15 protein-coding genes are annotated in these 24,508 nt (G+C 52.5%); 1 reads left to right on the plus strand and 14 read right to left on the minus strand.

The genetic code is table 11. The annotated features are described in order from the left end of the window. Positions 1-6 precede the first annotated feature (6 nt). From J7619_RS07825 to J7619_RS07885, 13 genes are all read right to left on the minus strand, one after another. Complete coding sequence (locus J7619_RS07825) at positions 7-864, minus strand: ThuA domain-containing protein (protein WP_291196652.1); 858 nt, start codon at positions 862-864, stop codon at positions 7-9. Continuing rightward, on the minus strand, positions 861-2,360 hold the full coding sequence (locus tag J7619_RS07830; RefSeq protein WP_291196655.1) for a glycoside hydrolase family 28 protein: 1,500 nt from the start codon (positions 2,358-2,360) through the stop codon (positions 861-863). Before J7619_RS07830 ends, J7619_RS07825 begins: the two co-directional genes overlap by 4 nt. Before the next feature lie 146 nt (positions 2,361-2,506). After that, positions 2,507-3,940 (minus strand): TolC family protein, encoded by a 1,434-nt coding sequence (locus J7619_RS07835; RefSeq protein WP_291196658.1) that lies wholly within the window; start codon positions 3,938-3,940, stop codon positions 2,507-2,509. Next, complete coding sequence (locus tag J7619_RS07840) at positions 3,930-7,136, minus strand: efflux RND transporter permease subunit (RefSeq protein WP_291196660.1); 3,207 nt, start codon at positions 7,134-7,136, stop codon at positions 3,930-3,932. Before J7619_RS07840 ends, J7619_RS07835 begins: the two co-directional genes overlap by 11 nt. 21 nt (positions 7,137-7,157) lie before the next feature. Then, the gene (locus J7619_RS07845) at positions 7,158-8,243 is read right to left on the minus strand and encodes an efflux RND transporter periplasmic adaptor subunit (RefSeq protein WP_291196662.1); all 1,086 of its coding nucleotides are present in this window, start codon (positions 8,241-8,243) and stop codon (positions 7,158-7,160) included. A 155-nt stretch (positions 8,244-8,398) separates the two neighbouring features. Continuing rightward, entirely contained in the window at positions 8,399-8,815 is a 417-nt protein-coding gene (locus J7619_RS07850) for a hypothetical protein (protein WP_291196664.1), read from the minus strand. Between the two features lie 400 nt (positions 8,816-9,215). Beyond that, the gene (locus J7619_RS07855; protein WP_291196666.1) at positions 9,216-9,848 is read right to left on the minus strand and encodes a TspO/MBR family protein; all 633 of its coding nucleotides are present in this window, start codon (positions 9,846-9,848) and stop codon (positions 9,216-9,218) included. 382 nt (positions 9,849-10,230) lie between these two features. Continuing rightward, positions 10,231-13,389, minus strand: coding sequence for a TonB-dependent receptor (locus tag J7619_RS07860; RefSeq protein ID WP_291196668.1), 3,159 nt, complete (start codon positions 13,387-13,389; stop codon positions 10,231-10,233). A gap of 281 nt (positions 13,390-13,670) precedes the next feature. Further along, positions 13,671-14,768: a sensor histidine kinase gene (locus J7619_RS07865; RefSeq protein WP_291196673.1), complete on the minus strand. Its 1,098-nt coding sequence runs from the start codon at positions 14,766-14,768 to the stop codon at positions 13,671-13,673. Between the two features lie 11 nt (positions 14,769-14,779). Next, a complete protein-coding gene (locus J7619_RS07870; RefSeq protein ID WP_291196674.1) occupies positions 14,780-16,837 on the minus strand; it encodes a xanthine dehydrogenase family protein molybdopterin-binding subunit in 2,058 nt (685 codons plus the stop codon). A gap of 169 nt (positions 16,838-17,006) precedes the next feature. After that, on the minus strand, positions 17,007-18,854 hold the full coding sequence (locus J7619_RS07875; protein WP_291196675.1) for a MutS-related protein: 1,848 nt from the start codon (positions 18,852-18,854) through the stop codon (positions 17,007-17,009). Between the two features lie 8 nt (positions 18,855-18,862). Continuing rightward, positions 18,863-19,336 carry a DUF1440 domain-containing protein gene (locus J7619_RS07880; RefSeq protein WP_291196676.1) on the minus strand — a complete coding sequence of 158 codons (474 nt, stop codon included), beginning with the start codon at positions 19,334-19,336 and terminating at the stop codon, positions 18,863-18,865. Between the two features lie 31 nt (positions 19,337-19,367). After that, on the minus strand, positions 19,368-21,080 hold the full coding sequence (locus J7619_RS07885) for a hypothetical protein (RefSeq protein WP_291196677.1): 1,713 nt from the start codon (positions 21,078-21,080) through the stop codon (positions 19,368-19,370). A gap of 171 nt (positions 21,081-21,251) precedes the next feature. Between J7619_RS07885 and J7619_RS07890 the strand changes: the two genes are divergently transcribed. Then, positions 21,252-23,912, plus strand: a complete 2,661-nt coding sequence (locus J7619_RS07890; protein WP_291196678.1) for a PAS domain-containing protein — start codon at positions 21,252-21,254, stop codon at positions 23,910-23,912. Here the strand turns inward: J7619_RS07890 and J7619_RS07895 are convergent. Then, positions 23,909-24,505: a hypothetical protein gene (locus J7619_RS07895; RefSeq protein ID WP_291196679.1), complete on the minus strand. Its 597-nt coding sequence runs from the start codon at positions 24,503-24,505 to the stop codon at positions 23,909-23,911. The two genes, J7619_RS07890 and J7619_RS07895, sit on opposite strands and share 4 nt — an antisense overlap. Between the last annotated feature and the right edge of the window lie 3 nt (positions 24,506-24,508).

The following is a 24,508-nucleotide window of genomic DNA, read 5'->3' on the forward strand; positions in this document are numbered from 1 at the left end:
CATACTTCACTGCGCGTACTCGTTATGTACAGCCGCCGCCCAGGCGATCCCGCCCATGATGTGTTTCATAGCGGTGGGATCGCTGTAAGTGGATGCATTGTGGCCGATAGCCGTATAGAACATCCTTCCTTTGCCGATAGGCCGCGCCCAGGCAATGGGATGATCGCCACGCATGGCTTTGGGCCAGAATGCCGGATAACTGCTTTCATCCACCGTCAGCAATACCTGAAAACCGGGCTTCCCGCGCACGCTCTCGCGGAAGTTGTACCATTCGTCTTTTTTCGACCAGCGTGCGGGCAGACCGTCAATGGCCGGATGTGATCCTGGTTCGGTCACGATTTCGGCCTTTGGAATAGGGTAGGGCAAAAAAGTGTGGTTCCTGAACCGGGTACCGAGTAGCGTTCCGTACCAATCCCAGTCGTATTCGCAATCGGAGGCGGAATGAATGCCCGCATAACCGCCTCCGTTTTCGATGTATTTTTCAAATGCGTGCTGTTGCTCGTCGGTGAGGAAATCGCCGGTAGGAGAGAGGAAAACAACGGCGCGGTAGGATTTCAAGCACACTTCATTGAAATACCCGCCATTTTCGGTCGCTACCACTTCCCAGCCACGTTTCCGTCCGGCCTCCTTGATCGCCTTTATACCTGCTTCGATGGATGCGTGCCGGTAGCCATTTGTTTTGGAAAAGACCAAAATGGCCTTGCCCGTTGCGGATACGCAATTGGCCGGCGGTGCCGTTTCGAAAACCGGCTTTTGCCACGGCAGCCAGCGCATTGCGTTGAGTGCATATCCGGCCGCGCCTACCGCGACAATCATGACAAAGGCTGTTATTTTCAAAAGCATATCCCGCGAAGCAAGTTTCATTTCTTTTGCACGATGCCCGTCGATTTGTAGGTGTGAACGTAGTTTTTAGCGACGCCCGGCGTGGCGACGCCCGACGTAGCGACGCCCGGTTGTGTCACTTTGATACCTTCAAAAGTTGCGCCGTGAAGGTCGTCGGTGACGATGGCAGTGCGGTAGTCTTTCTTTTCGCAGGTCAAAGTAAGGTTGCTGATTTTGATGTCCTTCGCGTGGCGCACGTATAGCCCCCATGCGGGAAGCTCGTCGAACATCGAGAACTCGGGGTAGAATGTGGGCTTCTCCGGCACTTTGTCCAGTTCATCCAGCCCTATTTTGGCGTACATCGGATTGCCGCCGCCGGGATGTTTGATCTCGATATTTTTAAGGGTCACATTCGTAATGAGGGCATCTGGCATGCCCACGATCGAGGAGGGCGAAATATTGCGCGGCATGTCTTCGACAGGCCCTTCGTATTCGTAGCCGGCATCCGGTTTAGTGGCCGGTACTTCGACATACATATTGGAAATACTCACATTCTCCATCCTCCCTTTCTTCCCTTTAATCCTTTCTCCAATGCGCAAAAAGATCGCATTACCGGTATTGTAGGCCTTTAAACTATCTACAATTACATTTTCGACAAAACCGCCGTCCACGGCCGCCAGCGTCACCGCCGAGCGGTAGGTATCGAAGATTTTTACATTGTAAATTTTAACATTGCTGAAACCACCGTACGAGGCTGTGCCGAACTTGATCCCGTTGGCACTGGACCGGATGGTGCAATTTCTGACCAGTACATTCTTGCAAACTTTGGAAGCGTCGTGCGATTTGAGGCAAATGCCGTCGTCGTCGGAGTCGATGAATGAGTTGGTGATCGTAACGCCGTCGCAATCGACAATGTCGATGCCGTCGTTGTTCCAGTAGGCTTTGCTGTCGACGGTGATACTATCGATGGCTACATTTTTGCATTGGTCGTAAATCTGCACCCAGCTCGACGAGTTCTGCATCGTTACGCCTTTGATATTCACATTCTCACAGTTGCGGATGTACGCGAGTACGGGCCGGGTTTCGGCTTCGGGGCGGTCCTGGCGGAAGAGATCTTTGATCAGTCCCTTATGGATCATATCCACGATATTCCGGGCAATGTAGCGGCCGCGCCCCTCGATCACGCCCTGGCCGGTGATGCCGATATTCTGCTGATCGTGTGCGAAAACAATGGCTGTCCATACTTTTTTATCATAATCCCACGGGTTCAGCGAGCCGAGCAGCACGGCGCCTTCTTCCAAATGCAGGGTCACATTGGATTTCAAATGGATGGAACCGGTGAGGTAACGTCCCACATTGAACACCAGCCTGCCGCCGCCGTTCTGTGAAATGAAGTCGATCGCGTATTGAATGGAGCGGGTATTGAGGGTAATTCCGTCGGAATGGATGCCGAAAAGCGAAGTGCGGTAGTCTTTTGCTTGTAGTTCCAGGCAGGTGAGGGTTAGCAGGGCAAAGGTCAGGTAATTTTTCAGGCTCATAGAAAAAAGGATTAGGTTGGTACAAATGGTTACTTCACTCAAATCCCCGTAATAAGCTGATTTTGTGGTGGAATTACCTGCAAAAAATAAAGATTCCCCCGAAGGCCAGGGGAATCTTTACAAAAAACCACATCCTAGTTAATCTATCAATTCCATCCGCCTCCGAGTGCCCGGTAAATATTCACCATGGCATTCATTTGGCGCATTTTGGTTTCGATCAGTTCAAATTTCGACTCCAGTGCGTCGCGCTGGGTCAGCAATACTTCCATGTAATCCGCACGGGCCGAAGCAAACAAGCGGTTTGAAATGGTAGTCGACTGATTCAGCGCTTCCACTTCTTTCGTTTTCAGGTCGAAGCTCTTTTCGAGGTTGTTGATATTCGAAAGCTGGTTGACGACTTCGATGTACGCATTCAAAACCGTACGCTCGTAGTTGTAAATGGCCTGGATCTGACGTGCATTTGCATTGGCATAACCCGCGCGGATCGCGTAACGGTTGATCACCGGCCCGGCCAGGTCGCCGATGAGCGATCCCATGATCGACTCAGGTACGCGGGCGAGGTAAATCGGGCTGAACGCCTGGAAACCCAGGCTCGCCGACAATCCCAATGAAGGATAGAAGTTGGCACGGGCTACGGTCACATCGATTTTGGCAGCTTCCAGGTCGAGTTCTGCCTGCTTGATATCCGGCCGGTTTGAAAGCAGCTGCGAAGGGATACCGGACTGTACCACGTTTGGAACGAGGTTTTCGAAGCCCTGGCTGCTGCGCTGTACCGGCTGCGGGTAACGTCCGACGAGGAAGTTGATCCGGTTTTCAGTTTCGATGATCTGCTGCTGAATACCGTATTGCAGGTTTTGCGTTTTGAGCACCTGCGCTTCGAACCTGCGCACGGCGAGTTCGGTCACGCGGGTTGCTTCTTTCTCCATCCGCACGATCTTCAACGCATTGTTCTGGATGTCGATGTTCTGGCGGATAATGGCCAGCTGCGTATCCAGCGCAAGCAGTTCGTAATAGGAGTTCGCGATTTCAGCTGCGAGGTTGGTCATCATGAAGTTTTTACCTTCAATGGAAGACAAATACCGCGTCGCAGCTGCTTTTTTCGCATTACGCAGCTTGTGCCAGATATCGACTTCCCAGCGTGCCACTGCCGCGATGTTTACGTCCGGCAGCGGATCAGGCGTTTCTTTGCCTGGTTTGATATCTGTCGTCGCTTCGCTGGCACCGATATTGGTGTAGCGCGCCGCTTTCTCCACGCCAGCACCGCCGCGCAGGCCTATGAATGGCAGGTATTCCCCTTTGCGGGCCTGGATCTCGTTTTGCGAGATCGCGATTTCCTGCATGGTGATATTCAGCTCCTGGTTGTTTTTGAATGCCGTGTCGATCAGCGCATTCAGGTTGGGATCTGTGAAAAACGTTTTCCAGCTCACCTTACCTGTGTTGGTGGAATCCTGTGAGCCGTTGAAGCTCACAGGTACCGCGCGGTTTTCCGTTTTCTGGGGCAGCGTCGGGATGTTACAGGCCTGGTAGGTCAACCCGATGAACGCGATGCCTGCCCAATTCAATATTTTCTTATTTCGCATGTTCGTCTTTATCTTCTGATGTTGGGAAAGCGTCAATGGCGTGAACGAATCCTTCGGACAGCGGGCTGTCTTCTTCGTCGCGGATCAGTTTTCTGCCATCAGCCAGTTTGGCGAATATGTAATACAAGCCCGGGATGATGATGACCCCGAAGACCGTACCGAACAACATACCACCCATTGCGGAGGAGCCGATGGTGCGGTTACCGATCGCGCCGGCACCGGTAGCCATGATCAACGGGATCAGACCGGCCACGAATGCGAACGACGTCATCAGGATCGGACGGAAACGTACTCTCGCACCTTCGATGGCAGCTGCCAGGATAGTGGCTCCTTCGGCGCGCTTCTGCACCGCGAATTCCACGATCAATACGGCGTTCTTACCGAGAAGACCCACAAGCATGATCAGACCAATCTGCGCATAGATGTTGTTTTCGAGGCCCATCAGTTTCAGCATCAGGAAAGATCCGAACACCCCGACAGGCAGCGACAATACTACCGCGAGCGGAATGATGAAGCTTTCGTACTGTGCTGCCAGTACCAGGTACACGAACGCCAGTACGATCGCGAATACCACTACCGATTCGTTTCCGCGGATCGATTCGTCGTAAGAAAGACCTTCAAATGCGATATCGTATCCTTTTGGAAGCGTTTTGCCTGCTACTTCACGGATCGCCGCGATGGCTTCCGCCGTGGTGTAGCCTTTCGCAGGAAGTCCCTGGATCGCCGCAGAGTTATAGAGGTTGAAACGCGTGATCTCGTTAGGTCCCTGTCCTTTTTTAAGCTTCATGAATGCCGAGTAAGGCACCATTTCGCCCGCTTCGTTTTTCACGAAGAGATTCAAAAGATCGGAAGGGAGCCTTCTGTACTTCGGATCGGATTGTACGTATACTTTAAAGAACTGGTTGAACTTGATGAAACCCTGCTCGTAAGTACTACCGATCATGATGTTGAGGTTATCCATCGCTTTTCCGATCGATACGCCTTTCTGCATGGCCAGTTTGTTGTCGATTTCCAGTTCGTACTGCGGATAGTTTGCCGCGAAGAAGGTGAACAAACCGGTCAGCTCTTTGCGTTTGCCGAGATCTTCGAGGAATTGTTTGTTGATCTTGTCAAACTCCTGGTAATCGGTATCGGTGTTTTTGTCGAGCAAACGCATCGAGAAACCGCCGGATGTACCAAAACCTGGAATCGCCGGTGGTTCGAAGAATTCGACCGTCGCGCCAAGGCCTTTGGAAGCGTGTTCGAGCTCTTCCATGATCTCTTTCACATTCTGCTCGCGCTCGTGCCATGGTTTAAGGTTGATCAAACAGGTACCCGCATTGGAACCGCGGCCTTCGGTCATGATCTCGTAACCTGCCAGGGATGATACCGATTCGATACCTTCCACTTCCTCGCAAATCTTTTGCAGACGACGCGATACTTCATTGGTTTTTTCCAGCGTAGATCCCGGAGGTGTCTGGATAATCGCGTAGATCGTACTCTGGTCTTCGTTAGGGATAAAACCTGCCGGTACGATCGAGTTGGCCCAGTAAATACCGAAACAGAACAGACCCAGGACGAGGAATGTCACTAAGCGGCGGGCTACAATGCGGTTCAGCAATGCAACATAGCGACCGGTAAGTTTCTCAAAGCCACGGTTAAATGCATCGATCCCCTTATCCATAATGGATTTCTTTCTCGGGTGGCCATGGTGGCTCTTCAAAAGCATCGCACACAATACCGGTGTAAGCGTCAAGGCGATCAATGCCGAGATAACGATGGAGCTGGCCATAGTAATGGAGAACTGGCGGTAGAATGTACCCACAGGACCCGACATGAACGAGATCGGAACGAATACCGACACCATTACCGCCGTGATCGCGATGATCGCACCGCTGATTTCGGCCAATACCTTTTTCACGGCATTGTAAGGCGTTATCCCGGGTTCCTCTTCAAACTTGGCATGGACGGCCTCGACGACGACAATCGCGTCATCGACCACAATACCGATCGCCAATACCAATGCAAAGAGGGTGATCAGGTTGATCGATAGCCCGAAACCCTGGATTACAAAGAATGCCCCGACCAATGATACCGGAACCGCGAGGATCGGGATCAGGGTTGAGCGCCAGTCGCCCAGGAAGAGGAATACTACCAATGCCACGAGGATAAATGCATCGCGCAGGGTGTCGATTACCTGCTCGATAGACGCGTCGAGGAACTGGGAAACGTCGTAGCTGATCTTGTAGTCGATGCCGGGAGGGAAGGAGGCCTTCATTACATCGAGCTTTTTCTTCACTTCCTCGATCACGTCGCTCGCGTTACTACCATAGTTCTGGCGCAAAACGATCGCCGCGGAGGCCTTGCCGTCCAGGTTGGAGTAAATATCGAAGAATTCACTACCCAGCTCCACTTTCGCGATATCTTTCAAGTGAATGCTTTCACCTTCCTTGTTGGCGCGGATGATGATGTCTTCATACTCCTTCGGTTCACTGTACCGGCCCTTGTAAGTCAATACGTATTCCAATGACTGCGCGGCGATACCGGAGCTTTGTCCGATACGGCCCGGGCGACCGATGATACTTTGTTCAGCCAGCGACTTCATTACTTCTTCTACCGAAATGCTATACGCACGCATACGCTCAGGATTGAGCCATACGCGCATCGCGTAACGGCGGCTACCGAGGATCTGCGCCCGCGCTACCCCTTTGGTCCGCTGGATTTCAGGGATCATTTTAACGGTAGCGTAGTTGAAGAGGAATTTCTCGTCGATGCTCTTGGTCTTGGAGTACAGGTTGACGTACATCAACATACTCGGCTGGATGGGCGTGATAATTACCCCTTCACGCTGAACGAGTTCGGGGAGGAGCGGCATTACCTGGTCAACCCTTGTTTTCACCCTGATAACGGCGTCGTTAGGGTCGGTACCGGGCTCGAAGATGATCCTTAGTGTAGCTTCTCCCGCACTGGTGGCGTCGGTAGCAATATAACGCATATCCTGAACACCGTTAATAGCCTGTTCCAGGGTAATGAGCGTGGATTTTACCAACACGTCGGCACTTGATCCCGGGTAGGCGATAAAGATGTTAACAGTGGTAGGAGCAATGTCCGGGAACTGCGAGATAGGCAGTTTCTTGATAGCCAGTATACCGATAAAGACTATCATGACCGATATCACAATCGCGAATACAGGTCGTCGTATGAATTGATTAAACATATCTTTTGCTTTCGGACCTGATTATTCCGCGTACAGGCTTAGGTGAGAGATAACCGAATCGGGCTTCTGGAACTTGTAGCTGATCTTCTGGTTTTCGCGTACCTGGCGCAATCCTTCCAGCAATATTTTGTCGTCCTTTTGAAGACCGTGAGAAACCGCGAAAATGTGCGGCAATTCGGCACCGATCGTGATCTCGCGTGACTGTACTTTGCCATCTTTGTCGATCACGTAGCAGTATTTCTTTTCCAAAACCTCGAAAGTCGCTTTCTGCGGGATCAGCAACGCATTTTTAAGCGGCACGCTGATCTGTACGTTACCTGTTTCGCCGTGGCGCAGCAAGCCTTTCGGATTCGGGAATGTGGCACGGAATGCGATGTTACCTGTTTCGTTGTTGAAATCGGCCTCGATGGTTTTCACTGCTCCGGTATGATCGAAGATCTTTTCGTTGGCCATTTTGAGTTTTACTTTCAGCAGGTTACCGCTATCTTCACCCGATTTGTAGTTCAGGTATTCGGCTTCCGGAACGTTGAAGTAAACCCACATTTCACTGTTGTCGGACAGGGTTGTGAGCAGATCACCTTCGTCGACGAGGCTACCGAGCCGTACCTGGAAATGGTCCATGATACCACTGAACGGTGCGCGGATTTCGGTAAATCCAAGGTGGGTTTGCGCGAGTCCCAGTTCCGCTTTCGCTTTGTCGAGTTTGGCTTTGGCCAATGCGAGCTCGTTTTTGGAAACTACATTGCTATCGGCCAGCGCCTTGGTGTTTTTGTATTCGATTTCGGCGAAGTTGGCTTCCGCTTGTGCCTTTTGTTGCTCGGCCTGGTACACCAGTGGCATGATCTGGAACATGAGCTGGCCTTTTTTCACCAACTGACCTTCATCCACATATATTTTTTGCAAATAACCTCTTTCCAATGCACGAAGCTCGATGTGGCTGATCGCCCGGATCTGGCTCACATACTCTTTTGTGATGGTGGTGTCTTTTTGTAAGGGGCTTGTTACTGAATAGTTAACCGCTTCTTCTTTTTCTTCTTCGTGTTTGGATGTACAGCCTGTCTGATACAACAATGCACCCAAGCTCACGAGCATGAGAATTCTTTTCATGATGATTTTTGGAGTTAGCTAATTTGAATTTTTGATAGTTACTGTTCGTTATGGGCGTGCCTGAGGCACATTGCAAGCAGCCGTGAGCTACCGGGGGAGATGGGCGCCACGACGACCGTATGGACAGGCCGTAGATAGCCTGCCGTTGAGCGGGATCAAATTCTGAGTACGCGAAGCCTCAGATATCGGCGAGAGGAATTAAATGACCCGAACCGTCGGATAGGTTGGGCCGTGGCGATGCTGTAAAAGGGGAAAAGCTGGCGCGAAGCAAATGCGGCTGCAAGAATGCCGCCGGCGCGTGGTGATTTTTTCAGAGAGAACGACTCGCTGGAATCTTCTTCCTTTTCTTCGGAAATCGTCCGAACGAATTCGGCAAACTTCCGGGCTGCATCCGGCAGACGAAATGCCGGCTTGCTGTCATCGAAAGCCTGTACAAAATTCGGGTGTTCCGATTGCGCGAGGATCTGAATAGGGGAATTGCAAGCCTCCTGCGAACCCGCATACATATTGCTGTATCCGTCCACCAGGAGAATGCACAGGGGCAGGAGATATTTCAGCAATTCTTTGATCATCTTAACGTGTCGCTATTGAGTCTTTTGTATAATTTGAAGCCGCACGGGAGCGGCCTTAATGGGTGTTATTATTCCAAGTCTTTGAAAATGAGCATGCGTTTAGGCGCTGTTTATATGGCGCGGGGTTTGCAAATTGTTCTTTTCGTAGGTGTGCGGCTCTTATACGCATACAAAAACCGCACTTCATCCTTAACTCTATGTTAAAAGGAGGTTAAAAAGGGATTAAAATCTTGGAATAGTTGTCGCGCGTGATTCTGCGGCGTTGAGGTAGGAATGTTTTGGATAAAATATTCCTGTAATTGTTATATTATTGGTTACATTTAGGGAAAAGGAGAATGGAGGAAGGGGAGGATGGTGTGAAGCTACGACAACCTGATCAAGCCATGCATTTCAGAAAAATTCACTTACTGCTACGAAATTCCGGGAATTCAATGCGGCTTTGATGAAGCTGAAAAAGGAAAGCCCGGATACGCCGGTGCAAAGCTCCTGCTTTGCACGCTCCATTCGCAGGCCTCTGGCCGGTCAGTACCGAAAAGCTGCATCGCATAATTGGCCGGCCAGAGGCCTGCGAGTAGCGCGCACGAAGGTCACCTTCGTACCATCTTAGTCGATTTTTTTTTATCGGTATGACGTCCGTTCCCATGCGGGTATGGACGATGATCAGCCACAACGAAGCGAGTAGCCCGACCATTATAAATACCGATAAACCGGTGAAATCATACAACCAGGCCAGTACCCAGGCCGAGTTGGCGGCACAGGAGATCACAAACAGCCAGCCGATCTTTTCCACCACTGCAGGCGCTTCCCGGTAGCCGGAAACACCGCGCGTCTGGTAAATCACGAATGCCGTCAGCAACAGGTAAATCACGCCCCAGATGGAGAATGCATAACCCGATGGCGTGAAGAAATTCTGGTACTGTGCCGAGACGCTGGCCATGGTACTATTGTTGAAAATACCGGTATTCGAGAGGTAGTTGACCACCACGGTCACGATCAATGCAATGATGTTGGCTATTTGCAACGTCCTTTTCATCGTTTTTGAAGTTTCTTTTATTGTTATGGCGCGAAGCTCCGGCTTCGTGCCTATTATTCGCAGGCCTCCGGCCGGTCTTTACCGCAAGGCGGCAGTACACATCTGACCGGCCAGAGGCCTGCGAATAGTATGTACAAAGCCGGAGCTTTGTACTATCGCCGACAAAAATTATGCCTTTGAGCAAACAAAAAAGGACGCCACTTATCAGCGACGCCCTTTCCGATTGTTTCTTATCTATCTTACAAACCTAAATGCTAATCTTTGGTGAGCAATCCGGGTAGACGTTGCCGTCGGCCGACGAGAAGTTTCGGCGCAAGCGCCAGCGCGGCATTCGGATGCTTGCACGCGCGGGGAGCCGGTTTTTGTATTCATTCAAAATAGATCAGAATGAGTAGCGAAGGCCGACCTGGATCTGGTAGGGGCTACCGTTCAGGCTGGATACACCCGCACCTTTATTGACATTGTATACAAACTCGTTTTTAGCCTTATCGAAGCTTCTGATTGTGTACAGGTTTTGCTTGCCAAGGTTGGTACCCACGCCCCAGTCTTTGTTGAGCAGGTTGGCGAAGTTGAACACATCGATGGAAGCCTCGATGGCGTGTTTCTTATAGATTTTGAACTTCTTGCCAAGGCGTACATCGAACACGCCATAGAAGCCGTTCACACCCCCATTACGCTCGGCCATTTTGCCCGAGTCCCTGCGGATAAATTCTTTGATGCTCTCTTCCGCCTCAGGGTTGTCGAGGATCGCTTTCAAGCCTGTACGGATGTATTCCGGCGTTGCTGCGCTGTTGTGGTCATATATGTATGGCAAGTCGTTGGAGGAAACGAAGTCACCGTTCATGTTGCCGCTTACCGCCAGCGAGTAGCGGGTACCACCAATGCCCGAGTAACGTACACCGAGCGAGAAGCCCCAGAGGGTAGGAGAGCTACCGTACACGACGATTTTATTGCGGAAATGATTGTTGGCATAGCTCATGCGGCTCAGGTCGCGGGGATCGTCTACCACCATCTGGTCGAGGGTAGCGGTATTCGCTACATTTCCGTTGTAGGACGTGTTGTCCTTCGAATCGTTCCAGGTGTAGGATGCGGTGATTTGTCCGTCTTTGAAATACTTGTAAGTACCGTCAATCACCAATGCATACTGATTTTTCTTACCGTCGCTCACGAGTTCGAGCACGCGGCCCACTTGCTTTGTCCTACGGCTGTTGAGCCAGTTGGTAGCACCATTGGTTTTATTGATACTCTCGGCAGGCACGTACACGCCGCGGTTGGCCTCGGCGGCAATGCGGAAGAACGGCTCGTCCACCATGTTGCGGTCGATGTACATGTAGTTATTACGTGCCCATGACGCATATCCGGTCACACCAATACGCAAACGATCGCTGAAAAAGTGGTTGTATGAGATATTGGTTTTATACAAAACCGGAACCTTGGCGTCGGGGCTGTTGGTATTGATTGTCACCAGGCGCTCGATACCCGGGATATTGAACAACTCTGCACCGGGTGCTTTGCTGGGGTCCTGGCGGTAGAGCGGGAAGTTAGGCGAAGGAACAAGGTCGCCCTGTATTTCTACCGAAGCCACTTTCGAACCGTCGAACAGCATATTGTTCACCATCGAATAAGGGTTCAATGCGGAACCGAATACCCCTGCACCGAGACGGATCACGTCCCTGCTCTGCTCGTTTACGTCCCAGGTAAATTGCACGCGCGGCTGTAACTGAATGGTATTAATGCGGTTGTTGGTTTTGATACCCAGCTCATCGAACACCACCTGGCTGAAATTCGCACGATTGAGATACACGGTGTTATCGAGGCGCAAACCAGCCGTCATGTCGAGGCCGAAGCCCAGCTTGGTATCCATCTGTGCGTACAAACCGGTGCTCAAAGATTTTACTTTATTGCTCTGGTCTTCATTCAGATAAATCTCGCGGGCGTAGCGGTAAGGTTTCAGGTTGTTGAAATTATCGATACCCGTGAAATAGAACCGGCCGTTCATTTCACTCCCGTAACGCGAGTGCATGAGGTTGTACATCATGTCGATACCGAATGTGAAGTTGATCTTTCCGGTATTGTAATACAGGTTGTCAACAGCCTGAACGACCGTTCCTTTAAACCATTCGGGCGAGAAGCGCTGACCGCCGATCTGGATCGAAGTCAGGTAATTGGCTGTTCCGGAAGTGGATTCTACGTTCTCGACAATCGCACGCGGAATACCTGCCGAAGGAAGCTCTGAACTGGGAAGTACCTGAACATCCTCGTAGAAATGCTGCACTTTCAGTTCATTGATCACGCGCGGATTCAGGGTCGTGCGGAGCGAAGCCATGAGGCTGTTGTCGAACTTTTTCCTGTCGATGTACGACTCATAGAAGTTGATACCCGAATTGTCGCCTTCCGAAAGCGCGTCGTTTTCGATCACCATGTTATTGCGGATCGTAAGGAGGTTCCTGGCGTTGAGCTGCCAGTCGATGCGGGCAAAAATGGCGTCGGTACCTTTGGCTTTGTCGAATGCGCCATACTGCGGGTTGCCCGATACACCGTATTTATCGCGTGCAATGCCAACGAAACGTTCCAGGGTGGCATTGGTAACCCGGTTGGCAGCCTCGTCGGCAGGGCTGAGGATGTTGGCAATGTAAAGTGGACGGGAATCGGCCTGGTGGTCCCAAGCCACGAAGAAATGCGCCTTATCCTTGATGATTGGGCCTCCGAGTGAAAATCCATACTGGTAAGTTGAAAACTCCTGCGTGCGTTTGTTACCGCGGAGATCGTATTTGCTCGAAAGCTGGTCGTTACGCATGAAGGCGAATGCGCTACCCGAAAGCTGGTTGGTACCTGACTTGGTTACGGTGCTGATCGTACCGCCGCCTGCACGGCCCATCGTCACATCATATTCGTTGGTTACCACTTTGAATTCGCGGATGGCTTCCATCGAAATCGAGTAGGCACCCGATGTACTGCCGCCCGCGATGGTACCGCGCGAGGTCATCCCGTCGATACTGTAATTGGTTGAAGACCCAAGCTGGCCGCCAAGGCTGTTACCGTTGCTTAATGGTGAAAGGTCGATGAGCGTCGAAAAGTTTCGGCCGTTCACGGGTAGGCGAGCGATGTCGCGTGCCGTAACGGGTGTAGAAGCACCCAATGTTACTACGGTATTTTTCAGTGAGTTTGCGACGACATCGATGGCTTTAAGCTCGTTCGAAGCAGCTTCCAGCGCGAAGTTCAGCCGGAGCTGATCGCCCTGGTTCAATGAATATCCGGTCTTTTTTTGCTCACCATAACCGATAAACGAAACGGTGATGGAGTAAGGCGACCCGAGCGGCAACTGTTTGATAATGTAGTCACCATTGGCATCCGTGACCGTACCCGTGCTGAAACCCGTGGATTCGTTTTTGACAAAAACCGTAGCGCCTACAACCGGCCCGGCTTGCCCTTCGCTGACCTTCCCGACAATGGACGCTTCATTCCCCTGTGCCCGCGTTTGGGGGCCCCAAAGCAGGAGGAATGCGCATAGTCCGAGACGTGCAGTAATTAATTTCATCATTTTTTCTGTTCGTTTGGTTATTGGTACTTCGTTCAAATGCATGGCACAGGCATTGCCTCCGAAGCTACGGTATCGTAACCCGGAAATAGAATGTGTTTCGGTTCGCAGTTATGAATACTGCCGCTTGATCGTATACGTATAGAGAGGGGAAGTTTGACCGCTAAATCCGCCACAAAAGTAGGTTGGTAATGTTATCGGTCCGTTAACGACACGTTACGGTTGGATTAACATTGCGAAAGAAAATGAAAGAATTTTAAATAAAAGTAAATCAAAATAAAGTGCTATTGGAGGGCTACCTGATCGGCTGATAACATTGCTTGGGAGACCAATGTCAGATGAAGGTTCACTTGAAATACCCCGTTATGATGCCGTATTACCAGCTTGTGCCGGCCGGGGTAAATGAGGTCGAGACGGCGCTGCACATTTTTGAGGCCTATCCCGCCGTAATGCAGGGCTTGTCTGGTAGCCTGAGGGGAAGTACTGTTGGCAACTTCAAATTCAAGTATGTTTTCCTCCATTTGCAGGCGTATCCCGATCCGGTTGGCGCGGTCGTGGTCTTTGGAAACATGTTTGAAAGCGTTTTCAATGAAAGTCATTAAAATGAATGGCGCAATGCCCGCGTCGGGAGGGAGTTCGTCGGGAATATCGGTCGTAACGGTCACGCTGGTATTCTGGCGTAGCTTTTCGAGCGCGATAAAGTTATGCAGGTACGTAATTTCCTTGCCGAGCGGAACGAGCTCGTCGTTGCACTCGTACAAATGATGTCGCAGCAATTCCGAGAACTTCGCCAGCGACGAGGATGCAGCGTCGGGGTTTTTATGAATAAGGAAAAAGATCGAATTGATGCTGTTGAACAGGAAACGCGGGTTAAACTGGTATTTCAAAAAACGCAATTCGGTTTCGAGTTTTTCCTTTTCCAGCAGCTGCTTCCGCCGCTCGGTACTGATCCAGTTTTTGGTAAGTTTAATGCTCATGGCCAGCGTCGTACTAGCCAGCGTCGAAGGCATTGCTTCGCCGAAGAAATAGAAGAAGCAATTGGTATCCCTTCCAAAAAGCGCTTCCACCGACTGATGCGCAAGCCATGCGCTCACGTAGTAGCCTGACACAATGGTCAGCGCGGTGCCCAGCAGGGTAATGCCCAGGTAAGCGATATAGGGTTTGAGACGCCCCTTTTCCAGGAATTTAGGAATGAGGTAATACAAATTGAAATACACCGCCACCGCTTGCAGCACCACATAGAACGCAAACTTGACGGCGTAAGGCGAAAACAGAATGCTGTGCGCGGCCTTCCAGGGATTACCCATCGCGACCACCCACCACAAATAATGGTAAGCGAGCCAGAACGGAATGTGGTACAATTTGGAAACGGCCTTTTGCATACCCTAATTTATCAAATATTGGAAAGCAAAGGCAACTTTCTCACGCGCTTGCCCGTGGCGGCGAAGAATGCATTCGCCAGTGCCGGTGCGATGGGCGCGACGCCTGGCTCCCCGGCACCGCCCATTTTTCCGTCGTCCTCCACGATGTATACGTCAATGGCCGGGGCTTCTTCGATTCGCAACATGCGGTAATCGTGGAAATTGCTTTGCCGGATAGCTCCGTTTTCAATCGAGATTTCGCCGAACAATGCCGCTGTGAGCCCGTAAATGATACCGCCTTCCATTTGGGCCTTCACACCGTCGGGATTCACCGCGAGCCCGCACGCGATGGCGCATACTACGCGGTGGACTTTCAGGTTCTGGTTGGAATAGGATATTTCAACGACCTGGGCCACCACACTGCCCATCGCCTCGTGCACCGCCACGCCGCGGAAATGACCGGCCGGCAGCGCATTGCCCCAGCCCGCTTCTTCGGCGGCGGTAGCCAGCGCCGCGAGATGCCGGGGATGGCCCGCCAGCAGTTTTTTGCGGTATCCAACGGCATCGACGCCCGCGCGAAAAGCCAGTTCGTCGATGACCGTTTCCATCACAAACGCCGTATGGGTATTGCCAACGGAGCGCCAGGCGAGCACCGGGACATTGTTGGCAGTGGTATGCAGCACAACGGAATGATCGGGGCAACGTGTAATGTACGGCGAGCCGTTCACGCCGTCGATCGTACTGTAATCGAGCCCGTTGGGCGCAATGTCTTTTTCAAGGACCGTATTCACAAAAAGCGACTGCCCGACGACATCGTGCTCCCAGGCCACGGGCAATCCGGCCGCATCCATGCCCACTTTGACCTTATGTAAATACACTGGCCGGTAGTAGCCGCCGCGAATATCGTCTTCCCGCGTCCAGATCAACTTCACAGCCTCGCCGCTGGCCTGGGCAATGTGCACAGCCTCCATCACCCAGTCGTTCCCGAATGAGCCGCGCCGGCCGAAGCTGCCGCCCATGGCAGGCGTGTAGAGCGTTACCTGCTCGTCTTTGAAACCCAGCGACCGGGCCACTTCCTGCCGATGGAGCAAATTGGATTGCGTGGCCGTCCATATTTCACATTTATCCGCCGTCAATTTTACCGTGCAATTGAGGGTTTCCATAGGCGAATGGGCGAGAAAAGGAAAATAAAAGTCCTGCTCGTACACAGATCGGGCCTGCTGCCAGGCGTTTGCTACGTCTCCTTTGGACTGTGCCACTATGCCCGGTTGGCTGGCCACTTCACGGTACTGCGCGAACAGCTGTGCGGTATCCGGATTGCCGTTGTCTTTGGTATCCCATTCAACATGCAATGCCTTTCGCCCCTGCAATGCGGCCCAGGTGTGATCGGCCAACACGGCGACGCCCTCTGGCACCTGCACCACTTTCCGGACACCCGGGATGCGCAGTGCGCCCGAAGCATCGTACGATTTGACCTTCCCGCCAAATACCGGAGAGCGTTCGAGTACGGCGGTAAGTAGCCCGGGGAGTTGAATATCAATGCCGTATTGGGCTTTCCCATTCACTTTATCCGGCACATCCAGCTTTCGCGGCGTGTCGCCGCCCGGCGGAGCGCCGATCAGCTTCCATTCGCTGCGACTGCGAAGTTTTACTTTTGGGACCGGCAGGCGGGCCGCTTCGGCAGCCAGGGATCCATAGCTGAGTCGGGTGGCTCCCGCGTGCACGTAGCCACCCGCGGTAGTGCATTGTTCGGGTGGAATACCAAGGCGCTGTGCAGCCGCCTGGATGAGCATCGTGCGTGCGACGGCGCCCGTGGTGCGATAGCGGTCAAACTCGGATCGGACCGTATCGGAACCGCCGGTGGAGAGTACCCACATGCTTTCGTCCAGGTGAGGGCCTTCGATCACCCGGTGCTCCACACGAATGCGCGCCCAGTCGCAATCCAGTTCCTCGGCAATGAGCATGGCGAGCGTCGTCCAAATGCCCTGGCCCATTTCTACTTTGTTGAGAATAATGCCGATAGTATCGTCCGTATCAATCCGCAGCAGTGCATTGGGCGAAAAAACCTGTGCCGGCAAAGTAGCAGCCATAGATTTATCAGGTATAAAAAATGAAAGCAGCAGACCACCCGTTGTCAGCGCGGCTGTTTGCATAAAATCACGGCGATCCATCATGTGAGTCATCCAAAGTCCTGCTGCAAAGGAAAGATGCCGGGTGCGCGCCGGGAAATTGATTTGACGACAGGCGGCGGAAAGCGGATCAAATGCAGCTATCGGACAATATGCGTATCCCGCTTAGCTTCATCAGTTCACTGGCATTAAAATCGGTACAAATGCCCGGCGTAAGGTGGTAGTCGAATGAGATTTGCCCATCCCGGATGGTGCTATTGAAACTGTAATTTTCAATAGCCAGGTCTTTGGTGAGCCGGGCCAGGTCCAGATCATGGGTGGAAATGATACCCGAGGCGTTGAGCTCGCCCAGCTGGCGGATCAGCGACACGCCTCCACGGAAGCGGTCCTGGGAGTTGGTACCTTTGAACATCTCGTCGAGCAGGAAAAAAATGGGCTCGCCTTCGCTCACGAGTTTCAGCAACTGCTCGATCCGCTGCAATTCCGCGTAGAACGACGACACCGATTCTTCGAGGTTATCCTGCGTACGCATGCTCGTGAACACCCGCAGTGGCGATACGCGTGCGTATGACGCGCAGCATGGCGCGCCGGCAAATGCGAGCACGAGATTAATGCCCACCGTTCGCAGAAAAGTACTTTTGCCGGCCATATTGGAGCCGGTGATCATCGTGGTGGCTCCGCGGCCCTGCATGGCGAAGTCGTTGCAGATCCGCTTCTCTTGCTTTAACAACGGGTGGCCAACGGATTTGAAATCAATCTGATACGACTCGGTGGTTATTTCGGGAAAAGTGTAATGAGGGTTCGAATGGGCAAACCCCGCAATGCTGGCGAGTGCTTCCAGTTCACTTACCGCCGCAATCCAGGGGCCGATATGCGCACGGTTTCGTGTTTTCCAGGCTTCCGTTTTGAGGATCAGGTGGACGTCGATCAGCCAGAGGTTATTGATCATCCCGTAAAAGGCATTCTTGCCGATGGTATTGCGCGTGCCTTTTTGCTGGAACATTTCCAGTATGTTTTTCAGCGCACCGATTTCAGTAGAGGCCGGATTGCCTGTTTGGGCAAAAATCGTTTGTAGCTCGTTTAATGATTTTGCTTCAAACTGTTCTTTTTCAGTTGTTCGAATCAGGGACTGATAGGCCGCGATGACGCCGATATTCTGCTGCGTGCCCGATATAATTTGCTCGGCAGTTTGTCTGAATTTCCTTAGATAAACGGCGTTGATGATCAAAGTAAGGACCAATGGGAGCAAATGGCGGGCGGTGAGGTCGGGGAGGTGAAAGAGGAAATGGTACACGAAGTAGCCCAATGCCATGCTGGATGCAGCCGCGAGCGACAGGCTGACCGCCCGTAGCGTCTTGCGGGACGACAAGAACCACGGTTCCTCCGCGACCCATTTCAGGAGCAGCTCGTAGTCGCTATTTGTGGATTCAAATGACATGCCCGAAGCCTGGAATTTCTGCCGCCAGTCGAGCTTACCGGCCAGTTCGCGTATGGCTGCCTGGCGGTCAGTGATGGTTTCGTGGTCGGCAGGGACGGTAAGCCAGTCCGCCAGCAGCCGCGAGCCGGATTCGGTGGTTGTTCTGTTGAGCAGTTGAAACAGCGAATGATGCCCGAAAATGTCGAGATCGGCGGCGTAATCGTGGCCTCGATGCAGAAACTGCGCCCCGGCCGGAAAGGCGGAGAGGTCGTTATCCATCCGCCGGAGTTCAGCTTCGTTGATTTGAATCAAAAACGCAATATGCTTTTTGTCGGCGGTAAGCCGGTTATACCTGCGTAAGGTAAATGCGAACCAGGTAGCGCCGATAAAGCCCGTCAAGACGACGGGAATAACCCAGCCGAAGGCAGCAAACCGCATGATCAGAATGCCGGTCATCAGAAAGACGGCCAGCCGTGTGTAGGAAAGGCTGTTGAGCTCCGGTACAAAGCCTGCTGCCGTTATTTTATAGGCCTGTACTTTGTCTTGATATATTTCTTTCATGGGACTAATCACCGCCGCGAGGCAGGCACAATGTACGCAATGGGTATACCCACCGCGACGATCAGGATTGTTATGCCGAGCAATGCGGCTCCGGGATCGGGGAGGGGTATCCCTTCGAACACGATCTGCAAAACACCGAGGTTCATCACCAGCCAGATGAATATGCCGTAAAGAACACCACTGACGAGCTTCCGACGTCGCAGAAAGGACAGACCGGGGTAGATAAGGTAGTAAAACACCGAAAAAATAAAGGCGATCAGGAAATGCAGCAGCAGGCCGGTAATGATCATCGGCGTACCGCCCGAATAAGCCGCTTTGCCGAAGATACCGCTGGCAATCGACATCAGTATGCGTGCCGGACTGGTTTTCTCCAATATGACTGCATACACCAGAAATGCCGCCAGGATATCGAGCGTACCGGCAACCAAAGTGGCGGAAAAAATGGCATTCCGGCCCGACCGGCCGATTTTGAACACACTCATAAACAATCCCGGATAAGGTGGAAAAGCAAGCTTACCTGATAAAGACAGAGCCGGTCGGAATCTGCTCGGCTTTGGCGAACGCACGCTCGTATTTCGCCTTAATGCCCGCTATTTGCTTTGTCTTCCGCTGTGCTTTCAGACTTTGTGACAGCCCCACCAGCGACCAGCCGTTCGACGGGTTATAGACCAGGTCATCAAGGTAGACCTTTTCAGCCAATGCAGGTTTCCCCGATTTCAACAGGTAAGCACCCAGAAACTGGCGGGATGGCAGCGGCCAGTCCTTGGGTTCCGTGTAAATGAGCCGGTCTTCCAGTTTAACGGCTTCTTCCAAAGCGGCAATGCCTTTTGTGCGTTGGTTCCGTGAGATGGCGGTTACACCTTCCAGTACTTTTTCGGCAATGGCGGCTATTTCCACCGGCGAGTTGAACGGGATTCTCCGTTTGGTCAAAACGGGGTCCTGAATTTTAAGTTTTAGGGCTGCCAATCGGGCAGCTGCTGAATCGGGACGGCCCGTGTTGGCGAATGCAATTCCTTTGGCAAAATCGGACAGCAGGCTGGCATAGGTCCATTTCGGATCGGGTGTGACCGAATCGGAGAGGATCTGTTGCCATTTGCCCATTCTTACCTGCGCCATGACCGGCAGCATGTAAAGGTATTGATCGTAAGTGGTTTCTGGTTTTGGCGCTACACTCCGTCGGCAGCGCTGCGCATAGCGCATCGCGTCGTTATACATGCCTGCGCTCAGCGCACAATAGGTTTGTACGGCAAAGTAATGGGGGGAATGCTTGCTGAGTGACAGGTTTTTTGCCAGCATATCATAGTTCAGCAGCGCATCATCGGCGAGATTATTCACTTCCACGCCTTCGGCAAAGAGGCCGTTGCGTTCGTACTCGTGGCTGGCCATGTGCACCATGTGCGCAACGCCCGGAAGCAGGTCGCGCAGAGCCTCCGCGCTCGCGAGGGCCACTTCGGGATGTTTGGAGGCTTCGGTAAGGTGAATGTGGTAATGCAGGGCAGCCGGATGTTTCGGGGCGGCTTTCAGGGCCTTTTCACACAATGCGACCAGTTCGGGCGTCCAGGGTTTGGCAGTACCATCCTTTTTCCAGAAATCCCAGGCGTGCATCAGCATTTGGGAGTCGATATAGAGCAGCTTGAACTCATTTTCTTCCGGATAATCGGCTACCAGTTTTTTGAGCTTGTCGGAATAGGCCTGATTAAGTTCGGCGCGTTTGGCGTCGGCAGGATCGTCGGAATAACGGGCATTCATAGCGTCGATCAGCAGCTTTTCCTTTTCCGTGGCGTGAGCGGTCAGAGCGTTCATTTTAGTCAGCGCCTCCGCTACTTCGGCTGGTTTGGTGTAAAGGTGCGCCGCATTATAGTAAGGACCCATCGCCAGCGCCTGGCCCCAGAACGCCATAGCATTGGCGGAATCGATGCGGCCGGCTTCCCGGAACGATGCGACCGCCTCTTTGAAATGATAACCATAATACATATTCAGGCCCTGATCGAAGTAGAACTGCGAGCTGTCGGAGCTGGTCGAAACCTTGTAGGAAAAATCGCCCCAACCCGGAAGTGCTACCACATATTTTCCATTAAGCATGGGCGCCCCGGGATTCTGGTACGAGGGGCCGCAGACCGCAATTTCGCCCGCGCTCCGGTATGAGGCGGATCCCGGCGATTGACGTTCGGCTGGAACAATGCCCGTCAGCAACGAAAGGGCAGCGATAGGTATAATCGTTTTCATGAGAGTATTTAAGGCTTCAATCCCAATATAGTGATTAAATTGCCTCTTTTCGTTGAAAATATCTTTAAATTGTACGAATAATAGGGTTTTAGACCGACGGAAATTGCGGTTGACGTTTATTTGCTATCGTTAGGGGAACTGTGCATCAGGCCGTTTTGGCCGACAAACGATATGATCGATCATTATTTGAGTCAGGTATTCAAATTTCTTCCTTCGCCAAGTATGGTGGTGCTTCCGGATATGCCCCAATTTACCATCGCCGAAGTGAACGATGCTTACCTGGATATGGTGCGCATGGATCGTAAGAAGCTGGTTGGTAAGGGTTTTTATGAGGCATTCCCCAATAATCCCTACAACCGCGTGCCACCCTGGAACAACCTGCTCGAAAAGCTCGTGGCGGACGGCTTACCCAACCAGTCGCCTGCTACGAAATACATTTTGCCGCCGGATACGGAGGGGCGGCAGGACGTCAAATACCTGCTGGCCACCAATACGCCCGTGAGGGATGAGGCCGGCGAAATTGTATGTATTCTCCGTACGGTGACGGACGTGACCGAAGTAACCATGGCCCGGCAGACGCACAGCCCGTTCACCTCCGAAAAATTTTTGAACGAAACGCTTCGCATTGCCCGTATTGGCAGCTGGGAGGCCGATCTGATCAACGAGGTCATCAACTGGTCGGATGTGGTGAAGGATATTCACGAGGTGCCGGCCGATTACCAGCCCGGCTTTACGACGGCCATGGAGTTTTACCGCCCGGGCGCGCACCGCGATGCATTTATGCAAGCCGTGCAGGAAACGATCGTGACAGGTAAACTAATGGACCTCGAACTGGTTATCGTGACCTGGGCCGGTAACGAAAAGTGGGTTCGCGTGACGGGCAAAGCCGAGATCGTCGAAGGAATTTGTACCCGGATTTACGGCGTTATCCACGATATCGACGAACGTAAGAAGGTGGAGCAGGAACTCTTGCAGTCGCACCGGCAGTTCGAGTCGCTCGTGCAGACGGTCGACGGGATTGTGTGGGAGGCCGATGCGGATACTTTTAAATTCAGCTTTATCAGTGACCAGGTAGAGCATATTCTGGGTTATACGCCCGAGGAATGGCTTGCGGACCCGTTTTTCTGGAAAAATCATATTCATCCCGAAGATCGTGAACAGGCGGTCCGCTATTGCCACCGTGAAACGCAGCATCTGCGCAACCATACGTTCGACTACCGCATGTTGAAGGCCGACGGCAGCCTGGTTTGGATCAAAGACGTGGTTTCGGTGATCCTGGAAGGCGGAAAGGCCGTTGCGCTGAGGGGATTAATGGTCGACATTACGGAGGCCAAGCGTCTGGAAAACCTCGAACACCTTGAAAAGATCGTTCTGGAAATGAATTCGGTGAAGGGTACGCCGCTGGCCAATGTGCTCGACAAATATGTGCGAGGCGTGGAGGCGATGTTCCCGCATTCGAAATGCTCGTTGCTGGCTGTTAAAAACCAAAGGCTGTACACGCTGGCATCGCCTTCGCTACCACCTGACTATGTCGAGGCGATCAATGGCAGGGCAATAGGGGAGAATGAGGGATCGTGCGGTACAGCGGCTTTCCTGAAACGGCAGGTGATTGTGAGCGACATCGGTACCGATCCCAGGTGGGACACCTACCGGCACCTGGCCTTGCCGCTTAACCTGCGCGCCTGCTGGTCGCATCCGGTCATTGTCGGCGATGAAGTAGTGGCGACGTTTGCGATCTATTATGACCGCATTTCGGTACCGGGAGAAGACGAGCTGAAAGTAATCGAGCGGGTCGCTTCGATTCTGAAAGTGATTTTCGAGAACCGGCAAAACTCGGAGCTCGTACAGAATGTGAACGAGCGGCATGAATATGTGAACATGGCCACCAACGACGCGATTTACGATTGGGACCTGGCGCGCGATCACATCGAATGGGGGGATGGTTTTTACCGGCTTTTCGGGCAAGAACCGGAAAAAACGCATTACCCTTTGGCGTGCTGGGCAGAACGGGTGCACCCGTCCGACAGGGAGCAGGTTAATCGAAGTCTTGAATTGCAGCTCGCCGACCCGGAACAGCACAAATGGAGCAGTGATTACCGGTTTATGAAGGCCGACGGGGAGTATGCCTATGTAGAGGAGATTGGCTACATCCGGCGCGACCAGTCGGGGAAGGCTACGCGGATGATCGGTGTGCTGAGGGACGTCACCAAGGCCCGCCAGGAAGAGCATGAACTGAAACTGCTGGTATCGGTCATTACCAATACCAATGATGCGGTGCTCATAGCGGAATCCGACCCTCAGGATATTTCAGGGTTGAAAGTGTTGTACGTCAATGCGGCATTTACGCGCATTACAGGTTATTCCCCCGAGGAGATAGTGGGTAAAAGCCCGGCATCGCTGCGGGGTTTCAGCCCGGCCCGAAATGATTTCGATCGGCTGCAGGACGCCATTTACAGTCTGGAAGCGCTCAAAGGCGCCACCTTGCGCTATGCCCGCGATGGCGAGGAGTTTTTCATTAACCTGTCGCTGTTGCCTGTCGCGGATGCGCGTGGCGTGCATACGCACTGGATCGCGATCGGCCACGACGTGACCGACCGCCTGCGATACATCGGCGAGATCGAGGAGCGCAATCACAAATTACAGGAAATAGCCTGGATGCAGTCGCATGTCATACGCGCGCCGCTCGCGAGACTGATGGGCCTGATCGATCTGATCCGCAACTACCAGCATTCGGATACCGAGAAAAACGAGTTGCTCGACCACGTGCTTACTTCGGCTTACTCCCTCGATGAAATCATCCGCGATATTTCCTCGAAAACCGAGCGTATTTAATCGAAACCGAATTTCACGCCCAGCGAAAGGCTCACAATGTCGGGCAGTTTCAGGAAGCTTTTGTTTTGTACATAGCTGATAATGAGCAGATCGTAGGTGCCTAGTTCGTAGTATAATTCAAAAGATCTGCGCCGGTTGTTCAACACCACGTTTCGTCCTGCCTTTCCGCCGATGTAAGCGCCTGGTCGGATGGCCGTGGCCCACCAGTAATAGCCCGAGGGGTAGTAGGAGGGCCATTTGGTATCAAATTGCGGTCCGAAGGTATAGCTCAGGTAAGCCCCGATTGAAAAAGGCCGGATATAATAGCTGTCGCGCAACCCGATGCGCCAGGGAGAATAGGTCGTTTTGAGCGTCGTGGTTACCAGCGCATCGCCGCCGTACTTTTGCGGTAAAAAACCGAAAAGCAAATCTGTTTCCAGCGTTTTGTTCCGCGAGACATAGCCGGGCCCGCCGGAAAGGAAGCCGATATTCCCGGCAAACTGCAATTTCAGATGATCGGGCAGGTACCAGGCGCGACGGGGCCTCAGGCCCACTTCCTGCGCCATGCCGTGCAGGCTGAGTAACAATAGGAGTGATAGGAAATACTTTTTCATGGC

Origin of the sequence: Dyadobacter sp. (assembly GCF_017744695.1) — a bacterium.
In the GTDB taxonomy this organism is placed as follows: Bacteria; Bacteroidota; Bacteroidia; order Cytophagales; family Spirosomataceae; genus Dyadobacter.

Excerpts from the sequence above, each read along its gene's own strand:
- J7619_RS07850 (WP_291196664.1), bottom strand. The coding sequence starts at position 8,815 with ATGATCAAAGAATTGCTGAAATATCTCCTGCCCCTGTGCATTCTCCTG.
- J7619_RS07840 (WP_291196660.1), bottom strand. The coding sequence starts at position 7,136 with ATGTTTAATCAATTCATACGACGACCTGTATTCGCGATTGTGATATCG.
- J7619_RS07870 (WP_291196674.1), bottom strand. The coding sequence starts at position 16,837 with ATGGCTGCTACTTTGCCGGCACAGGTTTTTTCGCCCAATGCACTGCTG.
- J7619_RS07880 (WP_291196676.1), bottom strand. The coding sequence starts at position 19,336 with ATGAGTGTGTTCAAAATCGGCCGGTCGGGCCGGAATGCCATTTTTTCC.
- J7619_RS07885 (WP_291196677.1), bottom strand. The coding sequence starts at position 21,080 with ATGAAAACGATTATACCTATCGCTGCCCTTTCGTTGCTGACGGGCATT.
- J7619_RS07855 (WP_291196666.1), bottom strand. The coding sequence starts at position 9,848 with ATGAAAAGGACGTTGCAAATAGCCAACATCATTGCATTGATCGTGACC.
- J7619_RS07890 (WP_291196678.1), top strand. The coding sequence starts at position 21,252 with ATGATCGATCATTATTTGAGTCAGGTATTCAAATTTCTTCCTTCGCCA.
- J7619_RS07875 (WP_291196675.1), bottom strand. The coding sequence starts at position 18,854 with ATGAAAGAAATATATCAAGACAAAGTACAGGCCTATAAAATAACGGCA.
- J7619_RS07835 (WP_291196658.1), bottom strand. The coding sequence starts at position 3,940 with ATGCGAAATAAGAAAATATTGAATTGGGCAGGCATCGCGTTCATCGGG.
- J7619_RS07825 (WP_291196652.1), bottom strand. The coding sequence starts at position 864 with ATGAAACTTGCTTCGCGGGATATGCTTTTGAAAATAACAGCCTTTGTC.
- J7619_RS07860 (WP_291196668.1), bottom strand. The coding sequence starts at position 13,389 with ATGATGAAATTAATTACTGCACGTCTCGGACTATGCGCATTCCTCCTG.
- J7619_RS07865 (WP_291196673.1), bottom strand. The coding sequence starts at position 14,768 with ATGCAAAAGGCCGTTTCCAAATTGTACCACATTCCGTTCTGGCTCGCT.
- J7619_RS07845 (WP_291196662.1), bottom strand. The coding sequence starts at position 8,243 with ATGAAAAGAATTCTCATGCTCGTGAGCTTGGGTGCATTGTTGTATCAG.
- J7619_RS07895 (WP_291196679.1), bottom strand. The coding sequence starts at position 24,505 with ATGAAAAAGTATTTCCTATCACTCCTATTGTTACTCAGCCTGCACGGC.
- J7619_RS07830 (WP_291196655.1), bottom strand. The coding sequence starts at position 2,360 with ATGAGCCTGAAAAATTACCTGACCTTTGCCCTGCTAACCCTCACCTGC.